Annotated in this window: 16 protein-coding genes; 7 read left to right on the plus strand and 9 right to left on the minus strand. The window is 67.9% G+C overall.

Translation table 11 applies throughout. The features are described from left to right. Window positions 1-574: 574 nt before the first annotated feature. The 4 genes from tssA to AAW51_RS29040 all read left to right on the plus strand — a co-directional run bounded on the left by tssA (window position 575) and on the right by AAW51_RS29040 (window position 3,365). A complete protein-coding gene (gene tssA, locus AAW51_RS09270) occupies window positions 575-1,669 on the plus strand; it encodes a type VI secretion system protein TssA (protein ID WP_047194386.1) in 1,095 nt (364 codons plus the stop codon). A gap of 172 nt (window positions 1,670-1,841) precedes the next feature. After that, window positions 1,842-2,453, plus strand: a complete 612-nt coding sequence (locus AAW51_RS09275; RefSeq protein WP_047194387.1) for an endonuclease/exonuclease/phosphatase family protein — start codon at window positions 1,842-1,844, stop codon at window positions 2,451-2,453. A 143-nt stretch (window positions 2,454-2,596) separates the two neighbouring features. Further along, the gene (locus tag AAW51_RS09280; protein ID WP_047197593.1) at window positions 2,597-3,064 is read left to right on the plus strand and encodes an antitoxin PaaA2 family protein; all 468 of its coding nucleotides are present in this window, start codon (window positions 2,597-2,599) and stop codon (window positions 3,062-3,064) included. A 49-nt stretch (window positions 3,065-3,113) separates the two neighbouring features. Next, entirely contained in the window at window positions 3,114-3,365 is a 252-nt protein-coding gene (locus AAW51_RS29040; protein ID WP_238947807.1) for a type II toxin-antitoxin system RelE/ParE family toxin, read from the plus strand. Window positions 3,366-3,552: 187 nt separating this feature from the next. On the opposite strand, the gene AAW51_RS09285 is transcribed toward AAW51_RS29040, so the two are convergent. The 6 genes from AAW51_RS09285 to AAW51_RS09310 form a co-directional block, all read right to left on the minus strand. After that, on the minus strand, window positions 3,553-4,398 hold the full coding sequence (locus AAW51_RS09285; RefSeq protein WP_053014006.1) for an OmpA family protein: 846 nt from the start codon (window positions 4,396-4,398) through the stop codon (window positions 3,553-3,555). An 11-nt stretch (window positions 4,399-4,409) separates the two neighbouring features. After that, window positions 4,410-5,396 carry a type VI secretion system-associated protein TagF gene (gene tagF / locus AAW51_RS09290; RefSeq protein WP_047194388.1) on the minus strand — a complete coding sequence of 329 codons (987 nt, stop codon included), beginning with the start codon at window positions 5,394-5,396 and terminating at the stop codon, window positions 4,410-4,412. Further along, window positions 5,393-9,256, minus strand: a complete 3,864-nt coding sequence (gene tssM, locus AAW51_RS09295) for a type VI secretion system membrane subunit TssM (RefSeq protein ID WP_047194389.1) — start codon at window positions 9,254-9,256, stop codon at window positions 5,393-5,395. The genes tagF and tssM overlap by 4 nt, the downstream gene beginning before the upstream one ends. Before the next feature lie 32 nt (window positions 9,257-9,288). Beyond that, window positions 9,289-10,770 (minus strand): hypothetical protein, encoded by a 1,482-nt coding sequence (locus AAW51_RS09300; protein ID WP_047194390.1) that lies wholly within the window; start codon window positions 10,768-10,770, stop codon window positions 9,289-9,291. Between the two features lie 22 nt (window positions 10,771-10,792). Further along, the gene (locus tag AAW51_RS09305; RefSeq protein ID WP_047194391.1) at window positions 10,793-11,062 is read right to left on the minus strand and encodes a PAAR domain-containing protein; all 270 of its coding nucleotides are present in this window, start codon (window positions 11,060-11,062) and stop codon (window positions 10,793-10,795) included. Window positions 11,063-11,134: 72 nt separating this feature from the next. Next, window positions 11,135-11,974 (minus strand): M15 family metallopeptidase, encoded by an 840-nt coding sequence (locus AAW51_RS09310; RefSeq protein WP_047194392.1) that lies wholly within the window; start codon window positions 11,972-11,974, stop codon window positions 11,135-11,137. Window positions 11,975-12,085: 111 nt separating this feature from the next. Here AAW51_RS09310 and AAW51_RS09315 point away from each other — a divergent pair, with 111 nt between their 5' ends. Continuing rightward, the gene (locus AAW51_RS09315; protein WP_047194393.1) at window positions 12,086-13,126 is read left to right on the plus strand and encodes a hypothetical protein; all 1,041 of its coding nucleotides are present in this window, start codon (window positions 12,086-12,088) and stop codon (window positions 13,124-13,126) included. Window positions 13,127-13,205: 79 nt separating this feature from the next. On the opposite strand, the gene icmH is transcribed toward AAW51_RS09315, so the two are convergent. Genes icmH through tssJ form a run of 3 tightly spaced genes read right to left on the minus strand, consistent with a single transcriptional unit; the run spans window position 13,206 to window position 16,011 of the window. Continuing rightward, on the minus strand, window positions 13,206-13,991 hold the full coding sequence (icmH, locus tag AAW51_RS09320; RefSeq protein ID WP_083438186.1) for a type IVB secretion system protein IcmH/DotU: 786 nt from the start codon (window positions 13,989-13,991) through the stop codon (window positions 13,206-13,208). Next, entirely contained in the window at window positions 13,988-15,337 is a 1,350-nt protein-coding gene (tssK, locus tag AAW51_RS09325) for a type VI secretion system baseplate subunit TssK (protein ID WP_047194394.1), read from the minus strand. Before tssK ends, icmH begins: the two co-directional genes overlap by 4 nt. Before the next feature lie 41 nt (window positions 15,338-15,378). Next, window positions 15,379-16,011 carry a type VI secretion system lipoprotein TssJ gene (gene tssJ, locus AAW51_RS09330; protein ID WP_053013444.1) on the minus strand — a complete coding sequence of 211 codons (633 nt, stop codon included), beginning with the start codon at window positions 16,009-16,011 and terminating at the stop codon, window positions 15,379-15,381. A gap of 350 nt (window positions 16,012-16,361) precedes the next feature. On the opposite strand from tssJ, the gene AAW51_RS09335 reads away from it, so the two are divergent. Both AAW51_RS09335 and tssB read left to right on the plus strand, forming a co-directional pair. Continuing rightward, on the plus strand, window positions 16,362-16,922 hold the full coding sequence (locus AAW51_RS09335) for a tetratricopeptide repeat protein (RefSeq protein WP_047194395.1): 561 nt from the start codon (window positions 16,362-16,364) through the stop codon (window positions 16,920-16,922). A gap of 21 nt (window positions 16,923-16,943) precedes the next feature. Beyond that, on the plus strand, window positions 16,944-17,459 hold the full coding sequence (gene tssB / locus AAW51_RS09340) for a type VI secretion system contractile sheath small subunit (RefSeq protein ID WP_047194396.1): 516 nt from the start codon (window positions 16,944-16,946) through the stop codon (window positions 17,457-17,459).

The following is a 17,459-nucleotide window of genomic DNA, read 5'->3' on the forward strand; positions in this document are numbered from 1 at the left end:
CGGACCTGCCCGGTGCTCCCCAGCCTGCGCGCGATAGTTGGTAACTAAAACCTTCAGGGTATGGACGGCATATCGACGGCCCTTAGAAAAACTTGATCTGCAGAATTGGCCGTTCCGATCGCCAGGCGCAGCCAGGTGGCAGAACCGTGTGAAAGCGCACGGGGCTTGGCCCTGCGGCTTTGGCGCCCCTACCGGGCGTCGACGCGGACGTCCGGCGCCCAGAACAGGTCTGGGCGGGTCGGGGGGGTAGAAAAGGCGGTCCATCAGCAAGTCAGGGCGACCTTCTGTTGCATTTGCTTAATGGTTGGGGCTGGACAAGCCGCGACGTTTGTCACGCAGGGAAGACCTGCGTGCTCCGGCGGCAAGGGACGACGCCGGCGTGGCGGAGGGGCGGGGGGAAGGGAAACGACGACGTTTCTTCAGCGCCGGGCCGCGGGTGTAAGCGCGCACGCCGGCTGCGGGCAGGATGGCGCGCCCCCCGAGATGGAGCCCCCCCAGGGTGGGGTGGGGGAGTGGCAGCGGGCCGGGGCCTTCGTTATCCTTCGCGCACTTTTCAGATCACCGACCTCTGCCGATGGACGCCCACCTGCTCGACCCCATTTCCGACCACGACCCCTGCGGCAGCGACATGTCGTTCTCGGCGGAGTTCGACGCGATCCAGGAGATGCGTCGTGAAGACGACCCCAGCCTCGACCAGGGCGAGTGGGTGACCACCTTGAAGGTGGCCGACTGGCGCGGCGTCGAGACAGCGTGCGCCAACTTGCTCAAGACCCGCACCAAGGACCTGCGCCTGGCGATGTGGTGGTGCGATGCGGCGGCGCGCAACCATGGCTACACCGGCCTGGCCGATGGCCTGGAACTGAGTGCGCAGTTGTGCGAGCGCTACTGGGACTCGATGCATCCCGAGGGCGAGGACGGCGATTGGGACCAGCGCATCGGCAACCTCGCCTGGCTGCTGCAACGGGTCGTCGTGCTGTCGCGGGAGCTGCCGGTGACGAAGGGCGCCACCGGCAGCTTTTCGCTGCGCGACCTCGAGGCCGCGCGTGCCTTGCAGACGCAGATCGACAAGCACCCGCACGAGGCGGAACAACTGAGCGAAGGCCGCGTCACGCTGGACGCCTTTGCGCGTGCGCAGCGCGAGACGCCCAAGGCGTGGCTGCTCGAGACTTTGGCCGCGGCCAACCGCGGGATGGAGGCGCTGCAAGAACTGCAGCGTGTGACCGATGCCCGCCTGACCGACGAAGGGCCGAGCTTCGTGCCGGCGCGCGACGCACTGGCGTCCGCGCGCGACGATTTGCAGCGCTTGGCCCGCGAGGCCGGCGCGATCGAGGGCTCGGCGGGCTCGCAGAACGATGGCGCCCCGCCCGCAGGCTCGACCGGCATCGAGGTGACCGACGCCGCCGGCGCCCCAGCGCCCGGGACCGGCGGCCAGGCCACCGCGGGTGGGCCGCTGCGCTCACGGGCGCAGGCCTTGCAGCAGTTGCGCGAGGTGGCCGATTACTTCCGACGCACCGAACCTCACAGCCCGGTGGCCTATCTGGCCGACAAGGCCGCGCGCTGGGGCGAGATGCCTCTGCACGTGTGGCTGCGCACGGTGTTGAAGGACCCGGGCGCGTTGACCCAGGTCGAAGAACTGCTGGGCCTCAACGCGCCGCAAGACGGCAGTTGAGGGCAGGGCGGGTGGCCACACGCCTTCGGCCGCTCCGAGGTGCTGGCCCTTCGCGCGTCGCCCCCGAGGATGCGCCCGGCTGCGACGCATTGCACTTGGCGCGCTGATCTGTGAAAACGTCACGGCCGGGGCGACCTGCTGAAGCACCGACCACGACGAAGGAAATCATTCGATGCTGTCCATCCTGACCTGGAACACCCAGGGAGATCCGCGCAACGACCCCGAGAAGGACGCCATCCTTCAAAGCCTGTGCCTGACCTACGACGTCGTCCTGCTGCAAGAGTGCGGACGCCTGGCGGAGCAGCGAATCTACGCGGGCAAGCAGATCCACGGCCAGGCGCAGGCCGGCGCGCTGAATCCACGCTGCTCGACCGCGGTGGTCGCGAACGGTTGTGTCGGTGCCGGCGTCTGGACCGGCAGTTCCAGCGGACGCTCCGCCGTCTGGGTCAAGATCCGCGACGTCGTCATCGCCTCGATCCATTGCGAGTCGGGCGGCATCGGCATGACGGACCTGCGCCGTTGCATGCGGCAGATGGCCACGATCGGCCCCAAGATCATCATCGGGGGCGATTTCAATTGTTCGTTCGCTCCCGATGAAGAGCTGGTGAATGCGGGGACGACGGGCAGACCGGTCGAGTTCTCGCTGCACACACAGCCGCGCCCCACGCACTCGGGCGGCGGCATCCTCGACCACTTCGTGTCGGTTGGCATGCAGAACGTCGGCGTGCGACGGCAGCGTCTGCCGCGCTCGGACCATGACGCGGTGAGCGCTACCTTTCGGTAGGCCGCGTTGACGGCGACGTTGCTGTCGCTCCGTTTGACGGCTCCCGTTCAAAAGACGGTGGAAGGTGTTTGACAGCAGAGGCCGGCCAGCCTCAAAAACTGAGATCAAGATCTCAAACCTTGCGGAAGGAGATGCTGGTGGAAATGCCTGACAAGACCATCGATCACAGCACGCTTCGACGGCTGGTCGACGCCGGGGCGAACATTGACGCCGAAGTGGTAGGCGCCGGCGCTGGCTGGGGCATCGTCATCAACTATGGACGTGCCCGTCAGACCTTGGCTGCGACCCGAGGCGAGCCACGCACTTTCCGCCGCTTCGAGACATTGGCTAGCTACCTGAAGGATCTCGGTATCACGCGGTACCGGGTCGATGCGGCACAGTTCGAGCCGCATGAAGCGGCCACGAAAACCGGCGACAAGCGTAGTGCCGCAGCCTCTGCTCGCATGCGACGCGCGCACGAAGCCGCGCTTTATGACGAGTGGTACCGCGCGCAGGTGCAAGAGGCTCTGGACGATACAACCCCGGCAGTTCCGCATCAGCAGGTGATGGATGAGATTCGCGAACGGATAGAGCAGGTGGTAGGCCCGCGGGACACCAAACCCGCACGTTGAATGGTCCGAACTGGCGCGCCAGGACCTGGCCGCCATCGTCGCCTACATCTTGGAGCGCAACCCCCTAGCAGCCCGGGACGTTTATGACGAGATCGTCAAACAGTCTGACCTCCTGTTGCAGCACCCGGAGATTGGACGACCCGGTCGAGTATCAGGGACCCGCGAGCTCGTCATCAGCGGATTCCCATATGTGATCCCATACGCCATCCGAGACAACGAGAGCATCGTACTGCTGCGCGTTTTTTGCACACAGCGCGGCAATGGCCTCCAAAAGGCGAGCGCTGAGGGCTGCAGCCTTTAGTGGGGGTACCGATAGCGCGCAGCCGGTTCGCTAACAGCGAACCGAGACGTCAAAGTCCGCCCCCTCGTCACTGCGACCCTTTGGCCTGAACCGCACGACCGACCCGCCTTGTGGCGACCTGTGGCGACTTCAACTCGACGAGGGCTACCGCGCTCTAACGGATGGCCTCAAGCCGGCTCGCACGAAGTCACTGACTGACCCGGAACTCGATCCGCCGGTTGCGGGCCCGTCCATCCGGCGTCTGATTGCTCGCCACCGGCCGGTCCGGCCCCGCGCCCGACACATTGATGCGCGCCGCGTCGATGCCCTTGCTGCGCAAATACTCCTTCACCGCATCGGCCCGGGCAAACGACAACGCGATGTTGGCGTCGCGCGCGCCTTGTGCGTCGGTGTGGCCGATGATCTCGATCTTGCGGGCGGCCACCTTGGCCAGCGCCGGCACCATCTCGTCGAGGATCTTCACGCCCTCGGGCTTCAGCACCGAGCTGCCGGCTTCGAACTCGATGATGCGGTTGGCCAGCGCGTCGTCGACCAGGTTCTGCTCGCTGGCCGCCACCCGCAGCCCGTTGCGGATGGTGTAGGTGGGGTTCAGGCTGGTCGCCATCGTGCTGGCGATCTGCTGGCGCTGGGCTTCGTTGGCGACCTCGCCCTTGAGGTCGATGTTGTTGCCCTGGATGGCCAACTGCCCGCGCGTCACCTGCTTGAGGTCGGGGCTGAGCACCTTCTGCACGTAGTTCGACCAGTTCGGCGGCGCCACCACCGCGCCGACCTGGATCTGGTCGACCACCCGGTCGCTGCCGTACAGCTCGCGCAGCCGCGCGAGCACGACCGCGCGGGTGGCTTCGTCGGGCACCGTGCCGCTGGCCACCACCTGGTTGGGGGCGGCGCCGGGGCCGGTGATCAGGGCGGGGGCGGCCTGTTGCGAGGGCTGCTGTTGCTGTTGGGCGAGCGCCCCGACGGGGAGCAGCGCGCCGGTCAGCAGGGCCGCGTACAGCGGACGCAGGAAGGCGGTGGTGGGGGTGATCTGGGTCATGGTGGGCTGCTTCACTCGCCGAGGAAGGCCTCGCGGTAGGTGTCCAGCGCCTGGCGCAGCGACAGCTGCGGCTCGCGCAAATAGCTCGAAAGTTTCTTCACGCCGTAGTCTTCGTCGACATAGTCTTCGACCCACTGGCTCTGCGAGAACTCGACGTTGTCGTTCAGCGTGGCTTGCGGGTCGAGCACGGCGCGCAGCGTGCGCGGCGACGCGCCGTTGAAGCCGATCACGAGCGAGGGGCGGCCGTCGACGCGGGTCACGAAGATGGCCAGCTCGAAGTCGCCGCGCTTGAGGAAGCGCGACACCAGTTCCAGCCACAGCGTGGCGACGAACGGGCGGTACAGCGGGTCGTTCACCAGCGGCAGCACCAGGCCCTTGTCGAGCCGCACGCTGCCCTGCGCCAGCACCGGCTGCAGCAGCATGCCCAGCGCCAGCAGCGTCTGGCGCATCGAGATGCGCTGGCCGGCCTGTTCGAGCATGGCTTCGAGGCCGCCCAGCGTCTGCATCTCGAGGAAGTCGACAAAATTGGCCTGGTAGGCGCGCGGCACCACCTCCAGGTCGACGCTGGTGTGCGCCAGCTGCTGCTGCACTTCAGTCACGTCGGCGGCGTCGTGGGCCAGCCGCGTCGAGTTCTCGAAGCGGGTCCACAAGCGCGTCAGCGCCAAGGGGCTGCGGGCCATGAAGTCGAGCGGCTCGCGCACTTCGAACGAGCCGGCCGTGATGAAGGGAAAGCGCCGCCCCGACGAGTCCTGGCTCGGGATCAGGTGGCCGGCCAGGCCCACCGTGCTGCGCGAGCCGAGAAAGGCGAACTGCACCGGTGGCGCCGCGTCGTAGACCAGCTTCCAGCGCGGGTCGGTGGCGAGCAGCTCCATCGTTTGCGACAGCCAATGGTCGAGCGTCTGGATCAAGGCCGTGCTGTTGGCGCTGCGGATGAAGTCACCGCGTGACGGGACCTTGCCGAAGTAGACGAGATTCACGGGAACGCTGGGGGTGTTCATTGCGGGGCGCTCCCGTTGGCGGTGGTGGCGGAAGACGTGGTGGTGGTCGCAGGGCTCGCGGGCGTGCCGGCGGCCGGCCCGGCGATCACGCTGGGCAGGACCGCACCGCGCAGGCTGGTTGCGCCCTGAGCGGCGGCGCCGGTGTTCTGCGCACCCGCGGCCGGCGCTGCAGCGCCCGGCGTGCTGATGATCTTCAGTTGCAGCGTGACGGCGTGCCGGCCCGACGGCCACTTCAGCTCGTGCACATTCGCGTCGAGCCGGCGCCGCTGCGCGGAGTTGACCATCCTCTCGAGCCCGAAACGGCCCGGGTAGTTGAGGAACTCGATGGTCTGGCCGTCGAAGGTCTGCCCGGTGATGCGCACGCCCGGCGCGCCTTGGGTGGACGGCCAGACGAATGGCGTCCAGGCTGCCGCGGTGTTGCGGTAGCGCAGGACCTGGCCGTCGATCTCGACCGTGTATTCGGTCAGGCCCGGGGCCGCTTGCGGCAGCAACTGGAACACGGTCTGCTCTGCCGACGCGCCGCCACCGCCGCCGCCCGAAGCGGCGCTCGCGCCGGCCAGCGGTGCGACCCAGCCGGCAAACTGCGTGGTGAACTCCGGCGCAAGGCGCACGCCCATGTCGGCCCAGGTGCGGGCGGTGAGCTGGTCACCGCGGCGGGTCACCAATGGCCCCAGGGTTTGCTCCGAGAACTTGGCGATGGCGCCCTCCGGTCCGAACACCTTGGCGATGTCGGCCGGGCCGGCCTCGACCTGCGCCCCGCGGGCAAACGGGTACTTGGACGCCAGCGTGCGCTGGAAGGGCTCGTAGACCTGCGCGGTCCAGACGCGGTTCAGCTCGCCCTCGGTCGGCCGCACCACCACGCTGTAGGCCTGCATCAGCGGGCGCACCAGCAGCGGTCGCAAGGCGGCCTTGGCGGTGTCGGTCATGCCGGTGCCGTTGAGCATCTGCTCGTCGACCAGCTTGAGCGCCTCGGCCAGTTCGGAGCCGTTGCCTTCCAGCGTCTGCTGCATCAGCTGGCGGCTGGCGGGGCCGGGGTCGCCCTGGTTCTTCATCTGGTTGAAGCGGCTGCGCACCTTGGCCAGCGCGTCGAGGTAGCTGCGCATCAGCGTCGGCGAGTTGTCGGGCCGCATCATCAGCCGGTTCAACACGAAGAACTCCTTGCCGATCGGGCCCATCGGCACTCCGGCTTGCGGCGTGTTGAGGTTGATGTCGACCTGCACGCGCGAGGGCGTTTGGCGCAGGATGGTCTGCTTGAACCACGCCACCACGCCGCCCTGCGAGCGCTCGAGCTTCTCGTTGAGCAGCGACGGGTTGTCCCAGGAGGTTTCGTCGTAGAGCGCCTGCATCAGCCGGCCGATCGGCGAGTTGGCCGGGTCGCCGAGGCGGTTCATCCGGGCGACCGCCTGGTCGAAGCTGCCGAACTCGGGAATGCTCACGCCCTGCATGAACTTCTGCCACTCGCGCACGTACTCGGTCTTGTACATCTGCACCAGGGCTTTCTGGATCTGCTCGGGGCTGCCTTCCAGCGTCAGGTCGTCGACCACGCTGCTCTTGAGCACCCAGTCGTCGGTCTGCAGCTCTTTGTAGGCCGCGTCCTTGATCGCGGCCTGCACGTATTCGTCCCAGGCGCGGCGCGTGAAGGTGCCCGAGATGGCGTAGCTGCCGGCGATCACGTCCTTGTCGGCCTCACCGACCAGGCGGGCGACGGTGACCGGGGCGAAGCGCGTCGAGGCGCGGGCCTTGATCTCGGAATAGACGCGCTCGCGCGCCGGCATGCCCTTGACCACCCGGCGCAGGTTCTCGCGCGTCTGGTCGAGCACCGCCAGGTTGTTCTGCACCTGCGGGAACTGCGGATCGCCGAGCTGCGTCACCGTGAACGAGATCAGGCTCTCGGCGCTGCGGATCATCTGCTCGCGTGGCATGCCGCCGCGGTTGGTCTCGAGCCAGCCGCGCCAGAAGCGCGTCAGCTGGTCGCTCAAGTGGCCGGCCTCGGCCCGAGTGCGATCCCCCAGCATGATGTAGCTCTTCAGCGCGTTGTAGGCGTCCGTGACGTTGGACGCCGACGCGGCGGTGTAGTGGCCGGGCGTCGGCTGGGCGCTGACGTTGGCCGTGGCCGGCGTTGTATTGGCCGGCTGTCCGCTCGCCGCGGCCGGCGTGCCGCCCTGCAACGGCCGCAGCTCGGCGGCATTGGCGTTGACTTCGGCCAGATAGGTTTCGATGCTCGACGCCACCGGCTGCAGCAGCACCTCCTGGACCCCCGCGTAATACTCGCGCTTGAGCTGCGATTCGATGCGGTGGCCCTGGTAGAGGCCCAGGCTCAGCGACCAGGGGCGCTCGTCGCGGTAGGCCTGCAATTGCACCAGCCGGTCACGCAGCACCTCGAGCGCTTCCAGGCGCGACTGCAGGTCGGTGCGGTTGGCCTGCAGCTTGACCACCTTGTCGAGGTCGGCCTGCACGTTCTCGACCAGCTGGCGGTTGCCGGCATACGACCAGGTCCAGGCGGCCAGCGCGAGGCCCAGCGCCGCAACGCCGCCGAAGAAGGCGGCATAACGCCAACGCAGCTTGTTGCGGCTGGCGTATTGCTTGACCAGGTTGCGGTCGGCGAACACCACCTTCGAGAACAAGTCCTTCAGGAAGAAGCCGGTCTGCGAATACACCTCGGCGGTGGTGCCGTGCTGCAGCTGCAGCCCGAAGCGTTGCGCGACCCGCTCGCTGGAGCGGCTGGTCGAGCTGCCCTGCTGCACCGCGCTGGTGAAGTAGAAGCCCCGGAAGATGGGACGGAACTGGAACGGGTTTTCTTCGAACAGCGTGGTCAAGAAGGTGCGCAGCGTCGGCTTCAGCGAGGCGAACTCGAGCGGGAAGGTCAGCACCCCCGGCGGCAGCTTCTCGCCACGGTGCAGCGACATGCGGGCCACCGACGCCGCCTTCAGGCCTTCGTAGAGTTCTTCAAAATGGCGCTCGAACTGCGTCACCGCGTCGAGCTTGCCGTCGCCGTCATAGGGCAGGGTGGCGCCCCAGGCACGCTCGCGTTCGCCCGGGTCGCGGTCTTCGAAGAATTCGGCAAAACCGGCCACCAGGTCGGCCTTGGTGAAGACCACATAGACGGGCGCGAACACTTCCAGCTGCTCGGTCAGCTCCTGCACGCGCTGGCGCAACTGCTTGGCGAGCTGGATCGAGAACTCGGGCTTGTTGCCGGCCAGCTCGGCGAGGCTGGCGGCGATCATGATGCCGTTGATGGGCGCCTTGGGCCGGTGCTTCTTGAGCAGCGACAAAAAGTCGCGCCACTCGTCGCGGTCTTCTTCGTGCACCGAATAGCGGCCGGCGGTGTCGAGCAGGATGCCTTCGGTGGTGAAGAACCAGTCGCAATTGCGGGTGCCGCCGATGCCCTGGATGATGGTGCCGCTGTTGTCGGCGAACGGGAACTGCAGCCCCGACTTGGCGATCGCCGAGCTCTTGCCGGCGGCCGGGTTGCCGATCACGATGTACCAGGGCAGCTCATAGAGCGCCGCCGTGCCGGAGGTCTGCCCGAGCTTGGAGGTCTTGATGGTCTTGACCGCCTCGAGCATGCGTTCGCGCAAGGCTTCGGTCTCGCCGCGCTGTGCATTCGGCGTGCCCTTGACGGCGCGGTCGGCCTGGTCGTGCAGCGCCTGCTCGAGGCCTTCGGCAGCCTTGCGCGCCCGGCGGCGCTTCAGGTACCACACGGTGGCCCAGACGGCCACGATCAACCCCAGCGCCACCAGCGCCCAGATGAGCCCGATGCGCAGCGTGTTAGCGCCCAGCAGCAGGAATGCGGCCAGCGCGAGCAGGCCGATCACGCCCAAGGTCCTGGGGTCTAGAAGAAAGTCCCGAAGTCGTTGCATGGTGACGAGAGTCAAGTATCGGTAGGCCGCGGTCAGGCGGCGGGCCCGGCGCCAGCGCCAGGCTCGGGATTCAGCGTCAGCGCGAAGGCGGCGCGGTCGTGCGGGTGCATCGCAGTGGTCACGAGCACAGGCTGTTCCTCGCTGCGCACGCTTTCGGCGGCGAGCGCGAGGCAGCACAGGCCGCGGGCCACGCCCAGGTCGCCACAGGCGAGGCCGAGCCGGACCACCTGCTCGCCGGCGTCGAGGTCGGGCAGGTGCTGCAGCATCACGTCGGCCAGCTCGCTGCTGCGGCTGGCGCGCAGGTCGACGTCGCTGATGACGCGGCCGCATTGCGCCGGCTCGAGGGCGGCCGAACCCATCGCGGTTTCGGCGGCTTGTGCCAAGGTGCTGCCGTCGATGCGGCCTGCGGCGTCGGCCGACTTGTCGCGCCGGCGTATCGCCACCGGCTGCAGCCGTGGCACGCGGGCGGGGTCGGCCTGCGTGACCGGCCAGGTCGGGGTCGCCAGCAACACGGCGGCGCCGGCTTCGCCGGGCACCACACCCTTGGGTTGCCGGCTGGTCTGCAGCGCGCCCTCGCGCAGCAGCAGTTGCACGCGCGCTTCGTCCAGCGACGAGTCGCACGCCAGCGCCACCAGCAGGCCCGGACGCTGCTCGCGACGCCAGGCGGCAAACTGCTGCTCGACATGCACGAACAAGGCTTCGGCGCTGCCGGCGGCGTGCACCTGCACCTGCCACACGTCCTGTGGCAGCGGCTGGGCCTTCAGGGTGCGGTGCAACCACAGGCGTGCCAGCGCCTGCTCGGGTTCGCTCCAATGCTGCGGCAGCGCCCACACCAGCGCCACGGCCGGTGCGAGACGCGCGCCGCGGCCGGGCGCCAGGCTGTCAGGCGGCAGCTGCTGGGCTTGCCACTCGGCGGCGCAGGCCTCGAGCACCTCCTGCAAGGGGGCTTCGAGCAATGCCAGTGCGCGCACGAAAGCCGGCGACGGCTCCAGGCCCTGCCACTGGGGCTGCCGCGCCACCAGGGCGGGCAGCAGGTCTTGCAGCGCGGCGTCGACCGGCGCGGTGTCGAGGTCGGCCGCACGTGCGGTCAACAGCGGGAAGCCCTCGTCGTCGCGCAGCTGCGGGTCGAGTTCGGGCAGCGTCTTGGCTTCGGCCAGCGCCGCCAGCGCGCCAGCGGCGTCGGTTGCGATCGACAGGGTCAGTGCCGAAGCCAGCACCAGTGCCGGTTGCGGCCTGTCCTGGGCGGCCGCGGTGGGCGCGGCGGCGCCCGCGGCAGAGGCAGAAGCAGCAGCCGCGCCGGCGGGCACGGCGACCGCCGTCCCGGCACGACGTGACAAGGCGCGCCGCCCGGCCCACAAAGCGACCACGGCCAGCAGCGGCAGCACCAGCAGGTAGAGCACCAGATCGCTGGTGGTCACCATGCGCTGGGTGCGTTGCCAGTGCCAGATCGTCAATGCCCAGACGGCCACCGTGACGGCGGCCATCAGGGCTACGAGCTTGAGTGATTTGTGCATGCGGCGGCTCTCTGTCGCCGGCTCAGATGTCCGTGCTGTTGCTCTGGCTGGCGATCAAGGTGGCGCCGCAGGCGGTCTTGTCGCCGTGGCGGGCGGCGGGCTGGCCGTCCACCAGCATGGTCGGGTCGCCGGTGACGATGACGGTGGTGCCGCCATGGCCCTTCTTCGGGCAGGTCACCTTGTCGCCGACCCGCGCCAGCCGCTTGCCGTGCGTGTCGCTCGCGCCGGAGGCCTCGATCACGGTGCCCCCATGGCTGGTCTTGTCCCCAAGGACGATGAAAGGTTTTGCCATTGCTCAGTCCCTCCCTGCGCAACGAATATTCGTGTGCGCAGCAGTCTATCCAGGTTATCTAGTGACGTGTTACTACTGGTTTCTAGGTTTAACACCTGGTCGCCGCAATTCCACGTGCCCCAAATCTCGCATCTTCCACGCGCCGCCCCAGGTCAGCCCCAGTGATGCGGCGACTTCGCCGTACAGCTCGTAGCCCCGCATCGCCCACGGGTCGCGCTCGCTGATCACGAGCTTGCCGTTGCGATAGAAGGCGCAGTCGGCCGCCAAACCGAACTGGTGGTAGCTCTGGTACGGCCCGGCGTGGGTCACATGCGTGCCCATGTTCTGCAGCATGGCCTGCCGCTCGGGGCTGCGGTAGCCCTCCAGCAGCGCCATGTCGTAGCCATGCTGTTCCTTCATGATCTTGAAGGCCATCAGCAGGCGCTGGCGGAAATCGTGGTCGAGCAGTTCCCACTTGCGGTCGGCGCTGGACAGCAGCGGGCGGCTTTGCTGCACCTCGGCGGTGGTGAACACCTCGGGTGGCAGTGCTGGCGGGGCCACCAGCTGCTCGCCTTCCAGCAACTGGCCGACGAGGGTGGGGTTGTCGGCCAGGTCGACGTAGCCCTCCGGCTGGTGCCGGTCGCGCAGCAGATAGACCACGGTGGGCGGTATCAACAGCAGGGCCACGGCCGCGCTCCACAGGGGCCAGCGGCGGCGCATCCAGCTGACGCCGGCACTCGCCGCGGCCGCCGCCTGTCGTGAGGTGTGGTCGCAACCGCGCTGCCAGCGTGAGGTGGACTGCCGGACCGCCGCACGGGTCGCGCCGGCCAGCAGGCCGAGTCGCGATGCCACCCAGGCGCGCGGCTCGGGCAGGAACACCAGACCGAGCAACGCGCAGGCGAGCACGAAATAAATCACGACTGCGGGCAGCATGAAATGGTAACCAAGGTTTTCCACAATGGGCTGCAGAAGCAGGCGTCTATAGAATCGCCTGCGCTTGCCAGGCGGTCATTCAGACCCGCCGGCTTCGAGGGAGAAAGTGGCTTGAACCACAACACCGAACCGCCCGAAAACGGGCCCTGGGCGCGACCGAGCTTGTTCGCCGACGACGCCGCCAATTCCCGCGACGCAGCGGCCGCAGAGCGTGGCCCCGTCAAGATCCTGTCCACCATCGACACGCGCAGCAAAGGCGCCGGGCGCGCCGCCCGCCGCTCGCCGTCGCGCGGGCCGCGCACGCCGTGGCGGGCCGGGCTGGCGGTGGTGGCGGTGGGCGCCGTGTTGGGCGCCGCGTACTGGGCCTTCAACGCGGGGAGCTTCGACGACGCAGCCGGCCCCATCGAGGTGGCGCAGCGGGACACACGGCCGGCCTCGCCGGCCAGCGCGGTTGCCGCGTCGGCCGCAGCGGTGGTTGCTGCGTCGCAGCCTGCCGCCCCCGCGGCAACCGATGCCGCCCCGACCGTGGCTGCTGCTGCAGAACCGCAGGCCGCGCGGATCGAGAACGTCGTGGTGGCGACGGCCGCCTCCGACGCTGTCGCTACAGCAGCGGCCAGCACCGCGTCGGCCTCTGCACAGGACCCCTTCTCTTCGCTGACACCGACACGCCAGACCCGCGCGACCAGCGGGGCCGCCGCGGCCTCGAAGGCCTCGGGCACGAAGGTGGCCTCGGCCGGCACGCCGGCGCAGCGCGTCTCGGCCAGCTCGGAGCCCGCCCGCGTCGCCAGCGCTGCCCCGGCCGCCAACCGCAAGGCGCCGGCCCGTGATGCGAATGCACGGCTCGACGCTGACATCGACTTGCTCGAAGCCATGGTGTCGCACATGGCCGGCCGCCGCGCCGCTGCGGTGCCGGTGCGTGCACCCGCGCCTGCAGTCGCGGCCGCCGTGACCGCCGGCAGTGCCCCGGCCGGTGCCGGGCGCGAGGTGGTGTTGCAGCAGGAACCGCCGCTGCCCACCAGCGAACTGGTGCGCCGCTGCATGACGCTGGGCTGGCTCGAGTCGCAGCTGTGCCGTGCACGCATCTGCTCAGGGCAGTGGGGCGTCGACGCCGCCTGCCCCACCGCGCAGCAGGACACCAACTTGCTGCGCTGAGGCGCAGCAGCAGCGTCGGGCCGTCGCGGCCTGACGGCCTCGTGCGGGCTGGGCTTCATCGTCGTCGCGTCCGGTCGGCTCAAGGCAACGTGATGGTCAAGTGGGCCGCCTTGGGCGGCAGCTTGATCAAGTCCTGGTAAGCCGACAGCTCGCTGCGCGTGCTGCTGCCGAGCGACCAGCGCAGCCCCAGGAAGGCCACCAGGCCCAGCAGCGCAAACACCGACCCGATCACCCACAACGGGACTTCGTTCTTCAGCGTGTGCCTCACCTGGTCGGGCGGCGCCCAATGCGGCGCGAAGCCGGCGCGCTGACCCTTCAGGTGCGAAATCTCGTCGCCGAGGCGGGCCGTCAGGTAGTTGAGCTTCTCGGTGCCTTCGAGCAGATACTTGCCCTGGAAGCCCAGCAGCAAACACATGTGGAACACCTCGAGCGTCTGCACGCGTGCAGCGCCCTGGCGGCGCAGCTCTTCGAGGCGCTCGAAGAAGTTCTCGCCGGCCAGTTGCTCACCGAAGAACTGCAGTTGCAGCGGTTGCCGCTCCCAGGCATCGCGCACCTTGAACTGCGACATCAACACCGCCTCGTCGACCAGCGCGCAAAAGGCGTACTTGGCGAGATAGACGTCTTCGCTCGGCGCCTTGAGCCGGTCGGCACCACGCTCGAATTCCTTCAGGAAGTCCTTGACCTTCTCGCGGAACAGCTCGGCGTCGAGCGGCGCATGTTTGTTCTTCAGCAGGAACAACATGTAGAAGCCGTCGTACATCAGGTCGAGCAGCGTGCGAGCCTCGAGCGGCGAGCCGCTGCGGGCCATGACAGGCGCACCGCCTTGCGCGAACAGCGACGGCGGAGTGGTGGCGTTCGGGTTCATGAGTTGACTGCGATCAGTTCAAGCTTCAGTTCCGCCCAGCCCTGCGGCACGTAGATCGAGATGGCCTGCGCCTGCAGCATGCGCTCGTACAGCGCGCCGCGCGGCTCGAGCGCGAAGTAATAGCTGCCCGGACGCACCGGGATGGCGGCCGGTACTTGCGGCGCGTGGCTGACGCGCACGCCGGGCATGGCCGACAGCACCAGCTTGTCGACATCGTCCGGGGCACCGAGCTTGAAGCGCATCGGCACCGACTCGACCAGTTCGGCCGGCGGCATCGACGCACTCACGCCCAGGTAGAGGCTGGTGGTCGGCGTGACCTGCTCGGAGTCGAGTCGGCCGAGGTGGAACGACGGCTTGGTCTCGTTCAGCGCGATCGAGAAGTAGCGCGTCGAGATGACCGTCTCGAGCAACTCGCGGATGATGTGGTCGAGCCGTGCAAAGGCCGGCCCGGGGTTGGCATGCTCATAGGCCGGCAGGTCGGCCAGCGTGAAGCCCTTGGAGAAGGTCAGCAGCGCGCCGGCGAGCTCGAGCAGGCCCTGGAACAAGCGCTCGGGGTGCAAGCCGGGGTGGCGCAGCAAATGCGACAACGAGGCGAAGCTGGAACTGGCGGTGTGCAGCAACCAGAACGACGCGACGTCGCCCGAGCGGAACTCGATGATGTTCTTCGACGGCTCGCGATGAAAGCCGTAGAGCGCGTCGACCTTGGCCTGCAGCACGTCGAGCAAACGACGCAGCGTCAAGTGCAGGGCGGGCGACGCCTGGATCGACACGCAAGGCGGCACGAAGCGGCCGTCGGCTTCGAAGCCACCGGTCGAGGTGCGGCGCACGCGCAGCGCCGGCAGGCTGACGAGGTGGTCGCGCGGCTCATGGTCGGCCAGCAGCCGGGCCGACTTCTTCAGCACCGCCACTTCGGCGTCCACCGCGTCGGTGTACCAGTCGGGCGCCGACTCGTTGCGCTGGAAGTAGCGCGCGCTGGTGTCGGGCGTTTCCTGCGGGCCGGTGAAGTTGCTGCCCATGCTGCGCAGCGGTGCCATCGCGAGGTGGAACACCACCTCGGTGCCGGCGCTGCCGAGCGACTCGAGCGAGACCGGCGGTGGCAGGTCGTCTTCAGCCGGCGCGCTGTAGAGCTCACCGTCCGGGAACACCACCTGCAGTTCCAGCAGGCGCAGCACGCCGGCCTGCAGCGCGTCGTTGTCGAGCTTCAGGTGGCGCACGCCCCATGCATACGGGTGCAGCACCCGCGCGAACTGCGCCAGGCGCCACTCGTGATACGCGTCTTGCCGCTGGAAATGCTGGGGCCGAAGAAAGAGGCCTTCACCCCAAAGTAGCTTGGCAGAATGAATCAAGGTTGTTTCTCACAGACGGGGGGCGCTGATCGCCTCCCGGTTCAAGGGCACTGCCCCGGGCTCATCGACGCGACGCTGCTGGCCGTGTTGACCGGCGCGCCCATCGACACGCTGAGGCTGCAGGCGTGGGCGCCCATCGTGATGCCGGTCTTTTGTGCCGGCTCGGCGGCGAAGGCGTATTTCCAGCGCTGCGGCGCGGGCGCCCGAAGCAGTGCCACCACACCGATGTAGGACGCTTCGCGGTCGACCTTGTCTTGCGTTTCGTAGCGTTGCCCTGGCACCAACTGCAGGTCGCGAACTTCGACCACATCGTCGCCCAGGTGTTCTTTTTCGCGCGCCGGGTTGCCAAAGGCGTCGTAAGGCGTGCTGAGGAACGCGTCTGCACTCTTCAGCTTGTAGATGCGCATGACCAGCGACAGCGATTGCCCACTCGGGTCGACATTGAGCGAATCGCTGGCCTGGATGCGCAGCGTCACACGCCGCGCGGGCAGGGCGCTGTCGGGCAACTCGGGCGCCTTCTTGACCAGCCCCGTCACCTGCAGTGCCTTGTCTTTCGCATTGCCCACGGCCTCTACGGCCTTGCCCGCCGTCTCGCAACCGGCGAGCACGAGCAGGCCGGTCACGAGGAAACCCCGCGTGATCAACCGTTCGAGTTGTCCCGTGCGTGACTGCATCAACCGACCTTCCCTCAGCCCTTGCTTGTTCGCGATGTTGCGACTTGGCGCGGCAGTTTAGCGGCGGGGTTTTGATCGCGCACCCCCTCCATTGGATGGACCTACGTGAGTTGCGGTAGCAATGCGCAAATAGTTGTAACACACCCAAAGAGGGGGGTGCGATCGGTTAAGGAGATGCGTTCTAATCCGCTGCGAAACGACGTACAGCGCTCTGCACACGGCAGCTGCACGCGGCAAGAGCAACAGTGAAGCAGTGAAGAATTGGTGAGGGGGTCTCCTTGTCAGACCAGATGAAACGCGGGCGTTCGCTCGCAGCGACGCTACTTTTGGTGGGTTTTCTTGCGGGTTGCATGACGACCGCACCCAAGAACGACAAACCGCCGGTCGTGGATCTCCAGCAAACGCTGGACGAAGCCAACGCCGCACAACAGCGCAACGACAACAACAAGGCTTTGTCGCTCCTCAGCGAGGCAGCACAGGCCCATCCCGGCAGCAAGCAGCCGTGGTTGCGCACGGCTCAATTGCAGTTCGAAGCGATGAACTACGGGGCCGCCATCGTGGCAGCCCAGGAAGTTCTGCAGCGCGACACCAGCGACCTCACCGCCCGCAGCATCATCGCGGTCAGCGGCCTGAGGGCGTCTGCCGCCGCGCTGGCTCATTTGCGCCAGGCGAATTCGGTCAACGGCTCCACCCGGACCGAAGCCGAAGTCCTGGCTCGCACGATCCGCGAGGCACTGGGCGAGCCCGTGCTGGTGCCTCCGCCGCCCGGCAGCCGTGCCGGTAACTCATCTCAGGGGGGCAGCACCCGCCGCGCACCTCGCGCCGCACCGGCAGCCCAGCCACCGGTCGAAGCGCCGCCCCAACAGCCTGCAAGCACCGGGGGCCGCAACCCCTTCGGCGCCTTGCAATGACCCAGAACTGAAGGAATCACCATGGCCAAGAAAGACAGTGTCCAGAAGCGCCTCGAGAAGGTCCGCCCGCCCCGCGTGCAGCTGACCTATGACGTCGAAATCGGCGACGCCATCGAGCAGAAGGAAATTCCTTTCGTCACGGGCGTGCTGGGCGATTTCACAGGCCAAGCCAATCCCGACAAGCCGCAGCCGCGTCTGAAAGACCGCAAGTTCGTCAATGTCGACCTCGACAACTTCGACGAAGTGATGGCAGGCATGGCGCCCGCTGCGTCGTATCGCGTCAAGAACAAGCTGAGCCCCGAGGGTGGCGAGTTCGCGGTCAACCTCGAGTTCAACAAGCTCGAAGACTTCCGTCCCGAGAACGTGGTCGAGCAGGTCGAGCCGCTGCGCAAGCTGCTGGAGGCCCGCACCAAGCTGGCCGACCTGCGCAACAAGCTGGCCGGCAACGAGAAGCTCGAAGACCTGCTGGGCGAAGTGTTGAGCAACACCGAGCGCCTGCAGCAGCTGGGCCAGGAAACCAAGCAGGACAAGGAGTAA

This window comes from Caldimonas brevitalea, assembly GCF_001017435.1.
In the GTDB taxonomy this organism is placed as follows: domain Bacteria; phylum Pseudomonadota; class Gammaproteobacteria; order Burkholderiales; family Burkholderiaceae_C; genus Caldimonas; species Caldimonas brevitalea.

Excerpts from the sequence above, each read along its gene's own strand:
- AAW51_RS09285 (WP_053014006.1), bottom strand. The coding sequence starts at position 4,398 with ATGACCCAGATCACCCCCACCACCGCCTTCCTGCGTCCGCTGTACGCG.
- tssM (WP_047194389.1), bottom strand. The coding sequence starts at position 9,256 with ATGCAACGACTTCGGGACTTTCTTCTAGACCCCAGGACCTTGGGCGTG.
- AAW51_RS09300 (WP_047194390.1), bottom strand. The coding sequence starts at position 10,770 with ATGCACAAATCACTCAAGCTCGTAGCCCTGATGGCCGCCGTCACGGTG.
- AAW51_RS09335 (WP_047194395.1), top strand. The coding sequence starts at position 16,362 with ATGACGACCGCACCCAAGAACGACAAACCGCCGGTCGTGGATCTCCAG.
- icmH (WP_083438186.1), bottom strand. The coding sequence starts at position 13,991 with ATGAACCCGAACGCCACCACTCCGCCGTCGCTGTTCGCGCAAGGCGGT.
- AAW51_RS09275 (WP_047194387.1), top strand. The coding sequence starts at position 1,842 with ATGCTGTCCATCCTGACCTGGAACACCCAGGGAGATCCGCGCAACGAC.
- AAW51_RS09305 (WP_047194391.1), bottom strand. The coding sequence starts at position 11,062 with ATGGCAAAACCTTTCATCGTCCTTGGGGACAAGACCAGCCATGGGGGC.
- AAW51_RS09280 (WP_047197593.1), top strand. The coding sequence starts at position 2,597 with ATGCCTGACAAGACCATCGATCACAGCACGCTTCGACGGCTGGTCGAC.
- tssA (WP_047194386.1), top strand. The coding sequence starts at position 575 with ATGGACGCCCACCTGCTCGACCCCATTTCCGACCACGACCCCTGCGGC.
- tagF (WP_047194388.1), bottom strand. The coding sequence starts at position 5,396 with ATGAACACCCCCAGCGTTCCCGTGAATCTCGTCTACTTCGGCAAGGTC.
- tssB (WP_047194396.1), top strand. The coding sequence starts at position 16,944 with ATGGCCAAGAAAGACAGTGTCCAGAAGCGCCTCGAGAAGGTCCGCCCG.
- AAW51_RS09310 (WP_047194392.1), bottom strand. The coding sequence starts at position 11,974 with ATGCTGCCCGCAGTCGTGATTTATTTCGTGCTCGCCTGCGCGTTGCTC.
- tssJ (WP_053013444.1), bottom strand. The coding sequence starts at position 16,011 with ATGCAGTCACGCACGGGACAACTCGAACGGTTGATCACGCGGGGTTTC.